The sequence below is a fragment of the Streptomyces sp. Ru72 genome (assembly GCF_002920635.1).
Taxonomy (GTDB): Bacteria; Actinomycetota; Actinomycetes; order Streptomycetales; family Streptomycetaceae; genus Streptomyces.
Genome location: NZ_PQSR01000137.1, coordinates 1 through 16,093 on the forward strand (window position 1 = coordinate 1; position 16,093 = coordinate 16,093).

The 16,093-nt window shown below is 70.3% G+C and carries 19 protein-coding genes, 1 tRNA gene and 1 pseudogene; 6 read left to right on the forward strand and 15 right to left on the reverse strand.

The annotated features are described in order from the left end of the window. A pseudogene (locus C3488_RS35860) lies at positions 1-81 on the reverse strand (peroxiredoxin); the annotation flags it as partial. 199 nt (positions 82-280) lie between these two features. Between C3488_RS35860 and C3488_RS35865 the strand changes: the two are divergent. The 3 genes from C3488_RS35865 to C3488_RS35875 all read left to right on the forward strand — a co-directional run bounded on the left by C3488_RS35865 (position 281) and on the right by C3488_RS35875 (position 1,286). Beyond that, complete coding sequence (locus C3488_RS35865; protein WP_103845056.1) at positions 281-619, forward strand: DUF3618 domain-containing protein; 339 nt, start codon at positions 281-283, stop codon at positions 617-619. A gap of 43 nt (positions 620-662) precedes the next feature. Further along, positions 663-1,004, forward strand: a complete 342-nt coding sequence (locus C3488_RS35870; protein WP_181139332.1) for a co-chaperone GroES — start codon at positions 663-665, stop codon at positions 1,002-1,004. Positions 1,005-1,201: 197 nt separating this feature from the next. Continuing rightward, positions 1,202-1,286 (forward strand) — tRNA-Leu (locus C3488_RS35875). Positions 1,287-1,350: 64 nt separating this feature from the next. On the opposite strand, the gene rdgB is transcribed toward C3488_RS35875, so the two are convergent. The 4 genes from rdgB to C3488_RS35895 all read right to left on the reverse strand — a co-directional run bounded on the left by rdgB (position 1,351) and on the right by C3488_RS35895 (position 3,576). Continuing rightward, positions 1,351-1,953 (reverse strand): RdgB/HAM1 family non-canonical purine NTP pyrophosphatase, encoded by a 603-nt coding sequence (rdgB, locus tag C3488_RS35880; RefSeq protein ID WP_103845057.1) that lies wholly within the window; start codon positions 1,951-1,953, stop codon positions 1,351-1,353. 66 nt (positions 1,954-2,019) lie between these two features. Next, positions 2,020-2,421, reverse strand: a complete 402-nt coding sequence (locus tag C3488_RS35885; protein ID WP_103845058.1) for a hypothetical protein — start codon at positions 2,419-2,421, stop codon at positions 2,020-2,022. 91 nt (positions 2,422-2,512) lie between these two features. Beyond that, positions 2,513-3,244, reverse strand: a complete 732-nt coding sequence (rph, locus tag C3488_RS35890) for a ribonuclease PH (protein ID WP_103845059.1) — start codon at positions 3,242-3,244, stop codon at positions 2,513-2,515. A gap of 98 nt (positions 3,245-3,342) precedes the next feature. Then, positions 3,343-3,576, reverse strand: a complete 234-nt coding sequence (locus C3488_RS35895; protein WP_043440579.1) for a glucose PTS transporter subunit EIIB — start codon at positions 3,574-3,576, stop codon at positions 3,343-3,345. A gap of 287 nt (positions 3,577-3,863) precedes the next feature. On the opposite strand from C3488_RS35895, the gene C3488_RS35900 reads away from it, so the two are divergent. Next, complete coding sequence (locus C3488_RS35900) at positions 3,864-5,117, forward strand: PTS transporter subunit EIIC (RefSeq protein WP_103845060.1); 1,254 nt, start codon at positions 3,864-3,866, stop codon at positions 5,115-5,117. A 133-nt stretch (positions 5,118-5,250) separates the two neighbouring features. On the opposite strand, the gene C3488_RS35905 is transcribed toward C3488_RS35900, so the two are convergent. Continuing rightward, a complete protein-coding gene (locus C3488_RS35905; RefSeq protein ID WP_103845061.1) occupies positions 5,251-6,003 on the reverse strand; it encodes an MBL fold metallo-hydrolase in 753 nt (250 codons plus the stop codon). A 245-nt stretch (positions 6,004-6,248) separates the two neighbouring features. On the opposite strand from C3488_RS35905, the gene C3488_RS35910 reads away from it, so the two are divergent. Further along, positions 6,249-6,689: a type II toxin-antitoxin system PemK/MazF family toxin gene (locus C3488_RS35910; RefSeq protein WP_103845062.1), complete on the forward strand. Its 441-nt coding sequence runs from the start codon at positions 6,249-6,251 to the stop codon at positions 6,687-6,689. Positions 6,690-6,707: 18 nt separating this feature from the next. Here the strand turns inward: C3488_RS35910 and C3488_RS35915 are convergent, their stop codons facing one another. The 9 genes from C3488_RS35915 to clpS all read right to left on the reverse strand — a co-directional run bounded on the left by C3488_RS35915 (position 6,708) and on the right by clpS (position 14,524). Then, positions 6,708-7,247, reverse strand: coding sequence for a hypothetical protein (locus C3488_RS35915; protein ID WP_103845063.1), 540 nt, complete (start codon positions 7,245-7,247; stop codon positions 6,708-6,710). A gap of 132 nt (positions 7,248-7,379) precedes the next feature. Further along, positions 7,380-9,449, reverse strand: coding sequence for a putative Ig domain-containing protein (locus C3488_RS35920; RefSeq protein WP_103845064.1), 2,070 nt, complete (start codon positions 9,447-9,449; stop codon positions 7,380-7,382). 318 nt (positions 9,450-9,767) lie between these two features. Next, entirely contained in the window at positions 9,768-10,718 is a 951-nt protein-coding gene (locus C3488_RS35925) for a PLP-dependent cysteine synthase family protein (RefSeq protein WP_103845065.1), read from the reverse strand. A 16-nt stretch (positions 10,719-10,734) separates the two neighbouring features. Continuing rightward, the gene (locus C3488_RS35930; protein WP_103845066.1) at positions 10,735-11,013 is read right to left on the reverse strand and encodes a MoaD/ThiS family protein; all 279 of its coding nucleotides are present in this window, start codon (positions 11,011-11,013) and stop codon (positions 10,735-10,737) included. A gap of 119 nt (positions 11,014-11,132) precedes the next feature. After that, positions 11,133-11,228: a winged helix-turn-helix domain-containing protein gene (locus tag C3488_RS42445; protein WP_216825713.1), complete on the reverse strand. Its 96-nt coding sequence runs from the start codon at positions 11,226-11,228 to the stop codon at positions 11,133-11,135. A 79-nt stretch (positions 11,229-11,307) separates the two neighbouring features. After that, positions 11,308-11,730 (reverse strand): Mov34/MPN/PAD-1 family protein, encoded by a 423-nt coding sequence (locus C3488_RS35940; RefSeq protein ID WP_103845074.1) that lies wholly within the window; start codon positions 11,728-11,730, stop codon positions 11,308-11,310. Between the two features lie 87 nt (positions 11,731-11,817). Then, complete coding sequence (locus C3488_RS35945) at positions 11,818-13,242, reverse strand: amino acid permease (RefSeq protein WP_103845067.1); 1,425 nt, start codon at positions 13,240-13,242, stop codon at positions 11,818-11,820. Between the two features lie 346 nt (positions 13,243-13,588). Continuing rightward, entirely contained in the window at positions 13,589-14,194 is a 606-nt protein-coding gene (locus C3488_RS35955) for a DUF2017 domain-containing protein (RefSeq protein WP_103845069.1), read from the reverse strand. Positions 14,195-14,206: 12 nt separating this feature from the next. Beyond that, the gene (gene clpS, locus C3488_RS35960) at positions 14,207-14,524 is read right to left on the reverse strand and encodes an ATP-dependent Clp protease adapter ClpS (protein WP_103845070.1); all 318 of its coding nucleotides are present in this window, start codon (positions 14,522-14,524) and stop codon (positions 14,207-14,209) included. Positions 14,525-14,675: 151 nt separating this feature from the next. Here clpS and C3488_RS35965 point away from each other — a divergent pair, with 151 nt between their 5' ends. Continuing rightward, the gene (locus tag C3488_RS35965; RefSeq protein ID WP_103845071.1) at positions 14,676-16,004 is read left to right on the forward strand and encodes a nicotinate phosphoribosyltransferase; all 1,329 of its coding nucleotides are present in this window, start codon (positions 14,676-14,678) and stop codon (positions 16,002-16,004) included. Positions 16,005-16,093 lie beyond the last annotated feature (89 nt).

Here is a 16,093-nt window from a genome sequence, read left to right on the forward strand (position 1 = left end):
GGCCAGGGAGACCTCGTTGCCGTCGGCATCCGGCAGGGTGAAGGCGGGGGCGGTGTCGCCGGGCTGGAGTCGCTCGCTCATCGGTACCTCACGGGGCAAGGGGCGGATCACGCCGATCACGCGGATCACGCGGATCAGCGGTTTACCGGACGAGCCTAATCTCCTTCGGCCCCTCCACGGGGGTGCCGATGGGTGCCTTCGGCGCGAAGCTGACAGACTGTCCAGCACAGAATCAGGAAATTGCGCGGAACACGTCGCACACGACCACGGAGGAAGCGCGGTGACGGACACGTCGAGCACACCGGACACCAGGACTCCGGCCGAGATCGAGGCGGACATCAAGCGCCGCCGCGAGACGCTGGCCGAGACGCTCGACGAGATCGGCGTCCGGGTGCACCCGAAGACGATCGTCGGGGACGCCAAGGCCAAGGTCGTCTCCAACATCGACCACACGCTCGGGCGGGCCTATGTGGGCGTCAACCGGGTCGTCAGCGAGGTCAAGGGCCAGCTGGTCACCGAGGAGGGCGCGCCGCGGCTGGAGCGCATCGTGCCCGTGGCGCTGGTCGTGGTCGGCGTCGTGGGACTGTTCGCGCTGGGCTCCCGGCGGCGCAGGGACTGACCCGGCCGCGCGCGAGGCCGTCGAAGGCAGGTAGGTTCAGGGCGTGAGCGAGAAGACCCACCACGACAAGTTGCCCATCCGGATGCTGCACGACCGCGTACTCGTGCGGCAGGAGACCGGCGAGGGCGAGCGCCGCTCCGGCGGCGGCATCCTCATCCCCGCGACCGCGGCCGTGGGCCGGCGCCTCGCCTGGGCCGAGGTCGTCGCGGTCGGGCAGAACGTACGGACCGTGGAGCCGGGCGACCGGGTCCTGTTCGACCCGGAGGACCGGGCCGAGGTCGAGGTGCGCGGCATCGCGTACGTCCTGATGCGCGAACGCGACCTGCACGCCGTGGCGGCGGACCGCTTCGAGGGGGCGGAGGACTCCACGGGGCTGTACCTGTAGAGGGTGGCTGAGGGGCCGGGGGCACACCCGTCGTCGGCCCCTCGACGTCACCGCGCCCTGTCGACGGGCCCCCGAACTGCCGTGCCCTGACGGCGACATGACGTGGTCCGAAGGGTGGGGGGCCAGCGGGGCGTGCGCAGTCCCCCGTACACTGAACGGCACCGAGCGGCACGAGAAGGCAAAGTGTCCGTTTTGGGGCGGTCGTGGCGAAATAGGCGATACGCGCGGGTTTTAGGTGCCCGTGGGAGAAATCCCGTGTGGGTTCGAGTCCCACCGACCGCACACAGACATGGCATGACGAAAGGCCCGGTCCGAGCAAGGGACCGGGCCTTTCGCGCAGCCGACGTCAGCCCAGCAGTTCCCGTACCACCGGTACCAGCGCGCGGAACGCCTTGCCGCGGTGGCTGATCGCGTTCTTCTCCTCGGGGGTCAGTTCGGCGCAGGTGCGCCTCTCGCCCTCCGGCTGGAGGATCGGGTCGTAGCCGAAGCCGTTCGTGCCGGTGGGCTCGTGGCGGAGGGTGCCGCGGAGTTGGCCCTCGACCACTCGTTCCGTGCCGTCGGGGAGGGCCAGGGCCGCCGCGCAGGCGAAGTGGGCGCCGCGGTGGGGCTCGTCGATGTCCGCGAGCTGGGCAAGGAGCAGGTCGAGGTTGGCCTTGTCGTCGCCGTGCCGGCCCGCCCAGCGCGCGGAGAAGATGCCGGGCGCGCCACCCAGGACGTCGACGCACAGGCCTGAGTCGTCCGCCACCGCGGGCAGGCCCGTGGCCCTGGCCAGGGCGTGGGCCTTGAGGAGGGCGTTCTCAGCGAAGGTGACGCCGGTTTCCCTGACGTCGGGGATGTCGGGGTAGGCGTCCGCGCCGACCAGGTCGTGCGGGAGGCCCGCTTCGGCGAGGATCGCCCGGAGTTCGGTGATCTTTCCGGCGTTGCGTGTGGCGAGGATCAGGCGGGTCATGGCACCAGTATCCGTGGGCGGTCCGTGGCCGCGGCGCCCGCCTGCGGGCTGGTGCCCCGGCAGGCACTAGGACGAGGTGCAGACCTTCGTCAGTTCGCCCGCCGCGTTCGTCACCGGCGCCAGGTCGGGGGTCTTGTCGCCGTTCTTCATCGCGTCCCGGACGCCCGTGACCGCCTTGCGCAGGCCGTCGACCGCCTTGTTGACGTCGACGTCGTCCGTCCTGTCGCCGATCTTGTCGAGGTCCTTCTCGATGGAGTCGAGGGCCTCGTCCGTCTGCGTCGGGTCGTTCGCCGCGTTCTCGACGGCCTGCTGGAGGCCGGTGACGCTGTCGGCTATGGCGTCGGCGGTGTGGACGCAGTCGATGGCCTTGTTCACGGCGTCGCAGCCGGAGCTCGCACCGACGGCGGCGAGGACGGCGACGGCCGTGAGAGCGGCGGTGGCGATGCGTCGGCGGTGGCGCGCGGCCATGGAGCGGTTTCCTCCCGTGGGTGGTGAGGGCAGGGCGCGCGGTGTCGTCCGTGCGCCCCACCCGGGTCACTCCTGAAAACGCCGTACCGCGCTACGCGGTTGCCTCCAGCGCCGCCCGCTGGATCGCCGCGAGCTGTTCGCAGCCCGCCATCGCGAGGTCGAGGAGGGCGTTCAGTTCCCCGCGGTCGAAGGGTGCCGCCTCCGCCGTGCCCTGGACCTCGACGAAGCGGCCGTCGCCGGTGCAGACGACGTTCATGTCGGTCTCCGCGCGGACGTCCTCCTCGTAGCAGAGGTCGAGGAGCGGCACGCCGGCCACGATGCCGACGGAGACGGCCGAGACGGTGCCGGTCAACGGCTGCCGGGTGGCCTTGATGAGCTTCCTGCGCTGTGCCCAGGCGACGGCGTCGGCGAGCGCCACGTACGCGCCGGTGATCGCGGCGGTGCGGGTGCCGCCGTCGGCCTGGAGGACGTCGCAGTCGAGGACGACGGTGTTCTCGCCGAGCGACTTGGTGTCGACGACGGCGCGCAGGGAGCGGCCGATGAGGCGGCTGATCTCGTGCGTGCGGCCGCCGATCCTGCCCTTGACCGACTCGCGGTCGCCGCGGGTGTTGGTGGAGCGGGGCAGCATGGCGTACTCCGCGGTGACCCAGCCCTCTCCGCTGCCCTTGCGCCAGCGGGGCACGCCTTCGGTGAGGGAGGCGGTGCAGAGGACCTTCGTGTCGCCGAAGGAGACGAGGACGGAGCCCTCGGCGTGCTTGCTCCAGCCGCGTTCGATGGTGACCGGGCGGAGCTGTTCGGGGGTGCGGCCGTCGATTCGAGACATGGCGCCGAGCCTATCCGCAACTGTGTCAGGGGCCTCTCCCGCGGTGGGAGAAGCCCCTGACAGCCTGCGACCGTGTACTGGTGTGCGAGCCGGCGGGCTCACATCATGTCTTCGATCTCCGCGGCGATCGGGTCGGCGTCGGTGCCGATGACGACCTGGATGGCGGTGCCCATCTTGACGACGCCGTGGGCGCCGGCGGCCTTCAGGGCGGCCTCGTCGACCAGCGAGGCGTCGTGGACCTCGGTGCGGAGCCGGGTGATGCAGCCCTCGATCTCGTCGATGTTGTCGATGCCGCCGAGTCCGGCAACGATCTTCTCAGCCTTGCTGGCCATGTCCTTACTCCCTGAGCCGAACCGCTGTGTCGAAAGCTGGTCTACACCACCCTGGGAACGGCCGCAAAGCGCCGGGCGGGAACAGGGCGCCCGTCTACGTGGCCTTTATCACGAGTGCGGCATTTGCCCCCCGTCTGTCCGAGGCCACAGAATTCATGGGTTCCTTATCCCGCCTTCACCGTGCTACAACAGGTCTACACCACAGGTGGTGTAGACCACACGGGGCTGTTTCACCCCGTTCCACTCCCCCTTCCCGTCCCCCGGCAGCCCCGGCACATGGAGGAAGTATGAGCACCGCCACCGCATCAACGGCGGCCCCCGCGAAGAAGCGGGGTTCCGGTCTGTTCCAGGGCCTGCAGAAGGTCGGCCGCAGCCTGCAGCTCCCGATCGCCGTGCTGCCGGCGGCGGGCATCCTGCTCCGGCTCGGGCAGCCCGACGTGTTCGGCGACGACGGACTCGGCTGGCACAAGGTCGCCTCGGTCTTCGCGACCGCCGGCGGCGCCGTGTTCGACAACCTGCCCCTGCTGTTCTGCGTCGGTGTCGCGATCGGCTTCGCCAAGAAGTCGGACGGCTCCACCGCGCTCGCGGCCCTGGTCGGCTTCCTCGTCTACAGCAACGTCCTCAAGGCGTTCCCGCTGTCCGAGCAGCACATCGAGAACGGCAAGATAGTCGAGGCGACGTACAACAACCCGGGCGTCCTCGGCGGCATCCTCCTGGGCCTGCTCTCCGCCGTCCTGTGGCAGCGGTTCCACCGCACCAAGCTGGTGGACTGGCTCGGCTTCTTCAACGGCCGCCGGCTCGTCCCGATCATCATGGCTTTCGTCGGCACGGTCTTCGGCGTCTTCTTCGGCCTGGTCTGGGAGCCGATCGGAAACGGCATCTCCGACGTCGGCAAGTGGATCACCGGTCTCGGCGCCGTGGGCGCGGGTCTGTTCGGTCTGATCAACCGCGCGCTCATCCCGGTCGGCATGCACCAGTTCGTGAACGCCGTCTCCTGGTTCCAGATCGGCGACTACAAGAACTCCGCGGGCGTCATCGTGCACGGCGACCTGAACCGCTTCTTCGCCGGTGACCCGACCGCCGGGCAGTTCATGTCGGGCTTCTTCCCGATCATGATGTTCGGACTGCCGGCCGCCGCGCTCGCCATCGCCCACACCGCCCGCCCCGAGCGCCGCAAGGCCGTGATGGGTCTGATGCTCTCGGTCGCGCTGACGTCCTTCGTCACCGGTGTCACCGAGCCGATCGAGTTCTCCTTCATGTTCATCGCCCCGGTGCTGTACGGGATCCACGCGGTCCTCACCGCGCTGTCCATGGCGATCACCTGGGCGCTCGGCGTCCACGCCGGCTTCACGTTCTCGGCCGGTGCGATCGACTACCTGCTGAACTGGAACCTCGCCACCAAGCCCTGGCTGATCATCCCGATCGGCCTGGTGTTCGGAGCGATCTACTACTTCGTCTTCCGGTTCGCCATCGTCAAGTTCAACCTCACCACCCCGGGCCGCGAGCCCGAGGAAGAGGTCGAGGACCTGACCAAGGCCTGAGCCCCGGGCACAGGAAGGCCCCGGAATCCGCAGCGCGGTCCGGGGCCTTCGTATGCGTGGGGTGGCTAGGGCCTCCCCTTCGGATCATGCCGGGCTGATCCGGGCTGATCCGGCCTCATCCGAACGAAAGACCTTAGAGCTCGTACGTCGCCCGTGGCGCCGCCAGTTCGACCGGCCCCGCGTAGACCGCGCGGGCGTCCGCCAGGTTGACCTGGGGGTCGGTCCACGGCGGGATGTGGGTGAGGACGAGGCGGCGGGCCCGGGCGCGGGTGGCGGTCTCGCCCGCCTCACGGCCGTTCAGGTGGAGGTTCGGAATGTCCTCCTTGCCGTGGGTGAACGCGGCCTCGCACAGGAACAGGTCGGCGTCGCGGGCGAGTTCGTCCAGCGCCTCGCTCACACCGGTGTCGCCCGAGTAGGTGAGCGTCCTGCCGCCGTGCTCGATCCGGATGCCGTACGCCTCCACCGGGTGGCGTACGCGTTCCGTGTGCACGGTGAACGGGCCGATCTCGAACGTGCCCGGTTTGACCGTGTGGAAGTCGAAGACCTCGCTCATCGAGGAGGCCGAGGGCGTGTCGCCGTAGGCGGTGGTCAGGCGCTGTTCGGTGCCCTCCGGGCCGTAGACCGGGACGGGGGCGCAGCGGCCGCCGTCGTGGCGGTAGTAGCGCGCGACGAAGTACGCGAGCATGTCGATGCAGTGGTCGGCGTGCAGGTGGCTCAGGAAGATGGCGTCAAGGTCGTAGAGACCGCAGTGGCGCTGCAACTCGCCCAGGGCGCCGTTGCCCATGTCGAGCAGCAGCCGGAAGCCGTCGGCCTCGACGAGGTAGCTCGAGCAGGCCGATTCCGCGGACGGAAACGACCCCGAGCAGCCGACGACGGTGAGCTTCATAGAGCTGGAACCTCCGTGGCGGGACGTGCGCAAGGCGGGGACGGGGAACGGTGACGGGGGTCGTGCGGTCCGTCGAGCGTAAGGCGCAAAAGGGCGGGTCGCTCCTCCGCCAGGGGCCGTTGTGGGGGAACTCACCTGTGGTGTCACCGGTTCGGCTGGAACAAGGGCGCGCGCGGCACACGGTACGGCGCATGGGAGTTGCGAAGGGCGCGCAGCGATGCGGACGCGCCGGTACCGTCGTCCGTATGGACACGTCGTGGTGGCTCGCGTTGGCGGCGGTGGTGCTGCTCGCGCTGGTCGCGACGCTGGTGGACGGATGGGGGCGCGGGCGGCGTCACCGTGCCGCGGCCGCGCGTCCTCCGGGGCGTGCCCGGGTGCATCCGCGGCCGGCCGAGATCTGGTGGGCGAGCGTGCCCCACGGGGACCGGCCGGGCGCCAAGGAGCGGCCGTGCCTGGTGCTGACGGTGCGCGGTGACAGCGCGACGGTCGCGCGGATCACCAGCCGGTACCACGACGAGCGGGCGGGCGTGATCCCGCTTCCGCCGGGGTCGGTCGGCGACGCCCAGGGACGGCCCGGCTTCCTGGAGACGGACGAGCTGCGGGACGTGCCGCTGTGGGACTTCCGGCGCCGGGTGGGGGTGGTGGACCCCGCGCTGTGGGACCAGGTGCGGTACCTGGCGGGATGAGCGTGTTCATGGCGGGCCTCATGGCCTGGTCACCGTGACGGTCACACTCCACCGCTGGATGCCGAGGCACGACGTCTGGCCGGGGCGCTTCGCGCAGAGCGGGCGGGTGGCGGTCAGCTGTGCGGTGCCGGGCGCGACGGCGTCGAACGCGGCCACGGCGTCGCCGGGCTGAACGACGAAACCGGCGTTGGTGGCCTTCAGCGCCGCGCCGGTGGCGGTGACGGGGGTCCAGGGGCGGTCCTTGGTGCCGTCCAGGGTGAGGCGGAGCTGTCCGCCGGTGGTCAGGCACACGGTGCGGCCGGTGTCGGCGACGGTGAGCTGGACCTGAGGGGCGCAGCCGGTGGGAGTGGCCGTGGGGGCCGGTGCTCCGGAGGAGGGGGCCGAGGGAGAGGCCGATCCGGACGCGGGCGCCGAGGCCGACCCGGACACCGACGGGGACGTCGACACCGCGCCGCTGCCGCCCGCTCCCGGCCCACTGTGCGTGCCGCAGCCCGCGAGGAGGAGCGCCGCTGCCGCGACGGCGATGACGGTGGTCCGCTGAGCGGTGGTACGGCGCATGAGGGCCGCCTCTCGTTCACTCGTGCCCGTGTGTGCCGATGTGACGTTTCTCCAGCGCATCAGGATCCCCACGCGCTCGCAAACGGGCCCCGGCCCACACGCCCGGCCGGGGCCCTTTCGCGCACAGGTGCGTCAGCTCGTCGTCAGGGCGGTGTCGTCGATGACGAAGCTGGTCTGCAGCGAGGAGTCCTCCACGCCGCTGAACTTCAGGGTGACCGTGGACCCCGCGAACGAGGACAGGTCGAAGGACTTCTGGGTGTAACCGGAGGCCGCGTTGACGTTCGAGTACGTCGCCAGCGTGGTCGACCCGGCGGTCACCGTCAGCTTGTCGTACGCGGTGCTGCCGGTCTCCGCGGTGTCGATGTGCAGGTAGAAGGTCAGCGTGGCCTTGCAGCCGGACGGGATGGTCACCGACTGCGACAGCGTGTCGGTGTGCGAGGAGCCGTACCCGTCGAGCCAGGCGTAGTAGGAGCCGCTGTGCGCCGCCTCACCGCTGCCGTTGGTGATCACTCCGCTGGAGGCGCTCCAGGTGGTGTTGCCCGACTCGAAGCCCGGGTTGCCCAGCAGCTGCGCCGGGGAGCAGGTGCCGCCGGAGGAGCCGACCGTCCAGGTGAAGGAGGTCGAGCCGGAGGCGCCGGTCGCGTCCTTGGCGGTGACGGTCACGCTGTAGGTGCCCGCGGTGGAGGCGGTGCCGGAGATCAGGCCGGTGGAGCTGTTGATCGACAGGCCGGTGGGCAGTCCGGTGGCGCTGTAGGTGAGCGCGGCGCCCGCGCTGTCCGTCGCCTTGATCTGCAGGCTGACCGAGCCGCCGGTCGTGGTCGACTGGTTGCCCGGGTTCGTGACGGTCACCGTGTTGCCGGTGCTGCCGCCGGAGGAGAAGGCGGTCGTGCCGTTGGGGGTGCCCCAGCCGGTCGGGCCGTCGTAGCCGGTGCCCGCGGTGCAGAAGTACGAGGTCGAGCAGGAGCCGTTGCTGCCGCTGGTGACGTCGTACAGGTTGCCCGTGTGGGAGTAGGGGTACTTCGCCGGGTAGTCGGTGGAGCCCGGGGTGCCCGCGAGGGCGTAGACGCCGGCGATGATCGGGGCGGAGGCGCTGGTGCCGCCGTAGACCGCCCAGCCGGAGCCGCCGTAGGTGTCGTAGACCGCGACGCCGGTGGCCGGGTCGGCGACCGCGGAGACGTCGGCCTCCATGCGCTTGGAGCAGCCGGTGTCGGTCTGCCAGCTCGGCTTCGGGTCGTAGGCGGAGCAGCCGGAGCCGGTGCCCTCGGTGGAGCTGGTGTGCCAGACGCTCTCGCTCCAGCCGCGGGAGTTGGAGGCGGTGGTCAGCGCGGTGCCGCCGACGGCGGTGACGTACTGGGACGTCGCCGGGTACTCGGCGCCGTAGGCGGAGTCGCCCGCGGAGACGGTGATCGCGACACCCGGGTGCTTGAAGTACGAGGTGTCCTCGCTGGTCTGGGAGGAGGACTCGGAGCCGCCCCAGCTGTTGGAGACGAACTTGGCGCCCAGCGAGACGGCCTCGTTCTCGGCTATGCCGAGGTCGGTGTCGTTGGCGGAGTTGGCCTCGACGAGGATGATGTTGCAGTTGGGGCAGACGGCGCTGACCATGTCGATGTCGAGCGCCTCCTCACCGGCCCACCCGGAGTCGTTCGTGGGCAGCGAGGTGGTCGAACCGGTCTGGCTGACCTGCTTGAAGCAGCCGTTGGCCTTGGTGCACGCCGACAGGCCGTACGTCGAGCGGTAGGTGGCCAGGTCGGACTCGGCGTTGGGGTCGTTGTAGGCGTCGACCACCGCGACGGTCAGGCCGGAGCCGCCGGTCGAGGGCAGGTTGTAGGCGCTGTGCAGGTTGGCGGGGCCCAGGCCGGAGGGCGCGGCGGCCGCGAGCGCGGAGGCCAGCCGCTGCTTGATGTCGGTGCGGCGCTGGGCGAAGCAGGACGCCTGGCCGGGCTTCGCGGTGGCGCACAGGTGCTGGGTCGGGACCTTCTGGCCGGCCTTGCCGGTCGAGCGGACGGTCTGCCGCTGGGGGTCGGTGAGCGCCTTGGCGTTCTGGGACGTGCGGGTGGTGTGCGCGGTGGCGGCGGGCGCGGTCTGCGCGCCCGCGGACGGGGCCGCCAGGAACCCGGCGACGGTGAGGGTGAGGGCCGGGACGGCGGCGGTCAGGAGTCTTCGAAGACTCCGGCGCCGCTTGTTCGGGCGTGACTCACGCATGGGGGTGTTGCCTCCATCGGTCGAGGCCGGCACCGCGCGGGCCTGGGTGGGGCCGGACGCGGACCACAGCCGGAAGTGGGGATTCGCGAGCTGAGTGGCAGGCCGTGACGCGCGTAGCGGCGGTGGGACGCGCGTCATGGGCATGACACCTAAAACACCCTGCGATGCCGATGAGCGTGACATTGACAGGACGGGCAGAACGTAGCTCCGTCCGCCCCCGAAAGGCTCCCCCCGGCGAAGATCTTTGCCACGCCGTAGGCAACGCTTAGCCCCCTCATAGGAGGGGGTTGGCGCATTGATGGCGGGATGGGCCGGGGCTCAGGCCCAGAGCTGGCCCTGGAGCGTCCGGACGGCCTCTTCCGTGGTGGCGGCCGTGTAGACGCCGGTCGACAGGTACTTCCAGCCGCCGTCGGCCACGACGAAGACGATGTCGGCGCTCTCGCCCGCCTTGACGGCCTTCTTGCCGACGCCGATCGCGGCGTGCAGCGCGGCGCCGGTGGAGATGCCCGCGAAGATGCCCTCCTGCTGGAGCAGTTCACGGGTCCGGGTCACCGCGTCCGCCGAGCCCACGGAGAAGCGGCTGGTGAGGACGGAGGCGTCGTACAGCTCCGGCACGAACCCCTCGTCCAGGTTCCGCAGGCCGTACACCAGGTCGTCGTAGCGCGGCTCGGCGGCGACGATCTGCACGTCCGGCTTGTTCTCCCGCAGGTAGCGGCCCACGCCCATCAGCGTGCCCGTGGTGCCGAGCCCGGCCACGAAGTGCGTGATGGACGGCAGGTCGGCGAGGATCTCGGGGCCGGTCGTCGCGTAGTGCGCGCCCGCGTTGTCCGGGTTGCCGTACTGGTAGAGCATCACCCAGTCCGGGTGCTCGGCCGCCAGCTCCTTGGCGACGCGTACGGCCGTGTTGGAGCCGCCCGCCGCCGGGCTGGAGATGATCTCGGCACCCCACATGGCGAGCAGCTCCCGGCGCTCCTGGGAGGTGTTCTCGGGCATCACGCACACCATGCGGTAGCCCTTGAGCTTGGCCGCCATGGCCAGGGAGATACCCGTGTTGCCCGAGGTCGGCTCGAGGATCGTGCAGCCAGGGGTGAGGCGGCCGTCCTTCTCCGCCTGCTCGATCATGTGCAGCGCGGGGCGGTCCTTGACCGAGCCGGTCGGGTTGCGGTCCTCCAGCTTGGCCCAGATCCGGACGTCGGGGGACGGCGACAGCCGCGGCAGGCGCACCAGAGGGGTGTTGCCCACCGCGGCCAGCGGGGAGTCGTAGCGCATCGGTGATCAGCGACCGTCAGGCCATGCCGCCGGCGACGGCCGGCAGGATCGTCACGTTGTCGCCGTCGGCGACCTTGGTGTTGATGCCGTCGAGGAAGCGCACGTCCTCGTCGTTCAGGTAGACGTTCACGAAGCGGCGCAGCTCGCCCCCGTCCACGATGCGGGCCTGGATGCCCGGGTGGCGGGTCTCGAGGTCGGCGAACAGGTCGGCGAGGGTCTCCCCGGTGCCTTCCACCGCCTTCTGGCCGTCGGTGTACTGGCGGAGGATGGTCGGGATGCGGACCTCGATGGCCATGGTTGCGGGCTCCTGTCGGAAGGATGGCGGGTCGGAGAGCGCGCGGCGGCGCGAGAGCGTGCGTGGTGGAACGCGGGTCGGGCGCCGCGGCTCACGGCCGTACGGCGGCAGGGACAGCGTCAACAGATGGCGCTGGCGAGCCTGCACAGGTCGACGTGCAGCCGCGCCACGAGCAGTGCGCCCGGCGTCTTGTCGCTCACGTCGTTCAGAACCATGCGCTCATCGTAACGATTCCCGACGGGGGCCCTGGAGTGTGATCTCGCTGTTCGGACAGATTTCATCCGCACTACGAGATCAGTAGGACTCCACGATCTTGACCTCTTCCTCCGTGACCTCGCCCTCCACGATCCGGAACGAGCGGAACTGGAAGGGGCCCGCGCCGTCGGTGTCGGCGGTGGAGACCAGGACGTAGTGGGCGCCGGGCTCGTTGGCGTAGGAGATGTCCGTGCGGGACGGGTAGGCCTCGGTCGCGGTGTGGGAGTGATAGATGACCACGGGGTCCTCGTCGCGGTCGTCCAGTTCCCGGTAGAGCTTGAGCAGGTCGCCGGAGTCGAACTCGTAGAACGTGGGCGAGCGGGCCGCGTTCAGCATCGGGACGAAGCGCTCGGGGCGGTCGGAGCCGGCCGGGCCGGCGACGACGCCGCACGCCTCGTCGGGGTGGTCCTGGCGCGCGTGCGCGACGATCTGGTCGACGAGGGCCTGGGTGATGGTCAGCATGACGGTCAGCATAAGCAGAAGGGCCGGCCCGTACCGAGGGGTGGTACGGACCGGCCCACATGGTGAGCTACGAGCGAGCCAGGAGACTCAGCCGACCTTCTCCAGCTCCTGCTCGCGGCGCTGGGCGACCTGCGGGTTGCGGGCCTTCAGCACCGCCCAGCCGACGGCCAGGGCGGCCGCCCAGACCGCCATCACGTACAGGCAGACGCGGGAGTCGGCGTCGTAGGCGATCAGGCAGGTGACGAAGAGCAGGAACGCGATGGCGATCCAGCTGCACACCGCGCCGCCCGGCGCCGGGAAGGAGGAGGCGGGCAGCCGGCCCGCGTCCACCGCGCGGCGGTACAGGACGTGGCTGACCAGGATCATCAGCCAGGTCCAGATGCCGGCCGCGGTGGCCACCGAGGTGACGTAGCCGAACGCCTTCTCCGGGACGACGTAGTTGAGGACCACGCCGATGCCCATGAAGGCGACCGAGACGGTGATGCCGAGGGCCGGGGTCTTCGAGGCGGACAGCTTGCTGAAGACGCGGGGCGCCTCGCCGTTGTCCGCGAGGGTGCGCAGCATGCGGCCCGTGGAGTACATGCCCGAGTTGCAGGACGACAGGGCCGCGGTGAGCACCACGAAGTTGACGATGCCCGCGCCGGCCGGGATGCCGATGACCGCGAACGCCTTCACGAAGGGGCTGACGCCCGCCGCGAACTCCGTCCACTTCACCACGCACAGGATCACGGTGAGGGCGCCGACGTAGAACAGGGCGATACGCCAGGGCAGGGTGTTGATCGCCTTGGGGAGGGTCTTCTCCGGGTCCTCGGACTCGCCCGCGGTGACACCGACCAGCTCGACGGCGAGGTAGGCGAACATGACGCCCTGCAGGGTCATCAGGGACGAGCCGATGCCCTTGGGGAAGAAGCCGTCGAACTGCCAGAGGTTGGAGACCGTGGCCGTGTCACCGGCCGCGCTGAAGCCGAAGGTCAGCACGCCGAGACCGATGACGATCATGCCGATCAGTGCGGTGACCTTGACCATCGAGAACCAGAACTCGATCTCGCCGAACAGCTTCACCGAGATCAGGTTGGCCACGAACAGGACCACCAGGAAGACCAGCGCCGTCACCCACTGCGGGATCGACGGGAACCAGTAGTGGACGTAGATCGCGGCGGCCGTCAGCTCGGCCATGCCGGTCACCACCCACATCAGCCAGTACGTCCAGCCGGTGAAGTAGCCGAAGAACGGGCCGAGGAACTCACGGGAGTACTCCGCGAAGGAACCCGACACCGGGCGGTACAGAAGCAGCTCGCCGAGCGCCCGCATGATGAAGAAGATGATCACGCCGGCGAGGGCGTACATGAGGATCAGGCTGGGCCCGGCCTTGGCGATGTTCGCCCCCGCGCCCAGGAACAGGCCGACGCCGATGGCCCCGCCGATCGCGATCATCTGGACCTGACGGCTGCCGAGCCCGCGCTCGTACCCCTCCTCAGGGGTGTTCTCCTTCTCGACCTGCGCTGAGGTCATGTGTGGTGCGCCTTTCTCCATGCCGACCCGGGCCTCTCGTCGGCCGCGGATCGTCTCGATCCCCCCGGATTGATGGAGCGAGCGGGGCACGGGCTTTCCCGGGTCCGCTCATGCCTGGCCGACGGTCGTCGGCTCGGTGGCGCACCCGGCGCGACATGGGTGGTGTTCGCCGGGCGGTCGTGAAGATTTATCACGACCGCAACACTGATCGCCTGGACGCGGTGTGGCGCAGCACACAGTAAGAAGCGGACAAAGTACGCACGAACGGCCCATACATGGCCGCAATGGTGACGCGATCGTTATCCGGATTTGAGCGTCCGCTGAGCGAACACGAAATCCGCACAGGTCAGGGCATAAGGGTGGTGACGAGCGTCTCCTGGAGGCCGCCGAGCCACAGGTACGCCATCACCATCGGCTTGCGCGGGTCCTCGTCCGGCAGCCGGTACAGCTCGTCGGTGTCGTCCTCGTCCGCGACCTCGAGCCGGGAGCCGATCGCGAGGCGCAGGTCGTTCAGGGCGCCGAGCCACTGCCCGCACTCCTCACGCGACAGCTTCAGCACCCCGCCCTCCCGGCTCGCCGAGGTCAGCGCGTCCAGGGTGCGGATCACCGCGAGGGCGTTCTCGCGTTTACGGGCGCGCAGGTCGTTCTCGGTGAAGCGGCGGAACTCGGCGGAGTGGGCGCGCAGCTCCTCGGCCTGACCGGGCGAGACGGGCTCGCTGCCCGGGTCGCCGTACGCGTCCGGGAACAGCCGGCGCAGCACCGGGTCGGCGGGCGGCTCGCTCGGGCCCTCGGCGAACAGTTCGGCGAGCGGATCCTCAGGGGCGTTCTCGGCGGGGCCCGGCCCGATGAGTTCCAGCAGCTGCACGGCCAGCGAGCGGATGATGGAGATCTCGACGTCGTCGAGGGCGACGGCCGCGCCGCCGCCGGGGAGCGGTTCGAAGTGTCCTGACATGAAGGGAGGTCGCTACTTCCGGTCCTGCTGGAGGGTGGCCCACAAGCCGTAACCGTGCATCGCCTGCACGTCGCGTTCCATCTCCTCGCGCGTACCGCTGGAGACGACCGCCCGGCCCTTGTGGTGGACGTCGAGCATGAGCTTGGTGGCCTTGTCCTTGGAATAGCCGAAGTACGTCTGGAAGACGTACGTCACATAGCTCATGAGGTTGACCGGGTCGTTGTGGACGATCGTGACCCAGGGGACGTCGGGCTCGGGTACGGCGAACTCTTCCTCCACCGACTGTGTTCGTTCGATCTCTACGGGAGCGGGTGACGTCACAAGCCCCATGCTGCCACCCGAGGGGGGTGGTCGCACAAACGGGCACCTCCACCCGGCCCGCAAATCGTCAGACTGACGAGATGAGGAGTACGATCGGCCGTCGCAGGCACTTGTAGCACCGATGGGTGCACCCGAAGAGTCGTGTGTGAGGAGAGCTTTGGTGGGCGTAGCGGACCTTGGGTTGCCGGTGGACGTTCCCTCCACGGCGCTCTTCACCGACCACTACGAGCTGACGATGCTGCAGGCCGCCCTCAGGGCGGGCACCGCCGAGCGGCGCTCCGTCTTCGAGGTCTTCACCCGGCGGCTGCCCGACGGCCGCCGCTACGGCGTGGTGGCCGGTACGGGGCGTGTCCTGGACGCGGTGGAGAACTTCCGCTTCGACGCGGGCGTCCTCGGCTTCCTGCGCGAGCGCCGGGTCGTCGACGACGCGACGCTGGACTGGCTCGCCGGCTATCGCTTCGGCGGCGACATCTGGGGCTACCCGGAGGGCGAGGTGTACTTCCCCGGCTCGCCGATCATGCGGGTCGAGGGCTCCTTCGCCGAGTGCGTGCTGCTGGAGACGGTCATCCTGTCGATCCTCAACCACGACTCGGCCGTCGCGGCCGCCGCCTCGCGCATGGCCTCCGCCGCCGGGGACCGGCCGCTGATCGAGATGGGCGCCCGGCGCACCCACGAGCTGGCCGCCGTGGCCGCCTCCCGAGCCGCGTACGTCGGCGGCTTCACCACCACCTCGGACCTCGCGGCCGGCTTCCGGTACGGCATTCCGACGGTCGGGACGTCCGCACACGCCTTCACCCTGCTGCACGACAGCGAGCGGGACGCCTTCCGGGCCCAGGTGGAGTCGCTTGGCCGTGGCACCACGCTGCTCGTGGACACCTACGACGTCACGGAGGCCGTCCGGCTGGCCGTCGAGGTGGCCGGGCCCGAGCTGGGCGCCGTGCGCATCGACTCGGGCGACCTGCTGCTGGTCGCGCACCGGGTCCGGCAGCAGCTGGACGCGCTGGGCGCCTCGCAGACGAAGATCATCGTGACCTCGGACCTGGACGAGTACGCCATCGCCTCGCTCGCGGCGGCACCGGTGGACGCCTACGGCGTGGGCACCCGGCTGGTGACGGGCTCCGGGCACCCGACCTGCTCGATGGTCTACAAGCTGGTCGCCCGGGCCGAGTCGGCGGACCCGAAGGCGCCACTGGTGCCGGTGGCGAAGAAGTCGACCGGCGGCAAGACGTCCGTCGGCGGGCGCAAGTGGGCGGCGCGGCGGCTGGACGAGCACGGGGTGGCCGAGGCCGAGGTGGTCGGCATCGGGCCCGTGCCGGACGAGCTGGCCGACCGGCAGCTGCTGGTGCAGCTGGTCAAGGGGGGCGAGGTGATCTCCCGGGAGCCGCTGGACGTCGTCCGCGACCGGCACGCGGCCGCCCGCGCCAACCTGCCGCTGTCGGCGACGCAGCTGTCGCGCGGGGAGCCGGTGATCCCGACCGAGTACGTGTGACGCGTCGCTGTTGACGCGCCGGGGGGACCATGGAGGAGGGGCCGGTGCGGCTTCGGCCGCTGCCCGCCCGAGGGCGCATGGAGGGGCGG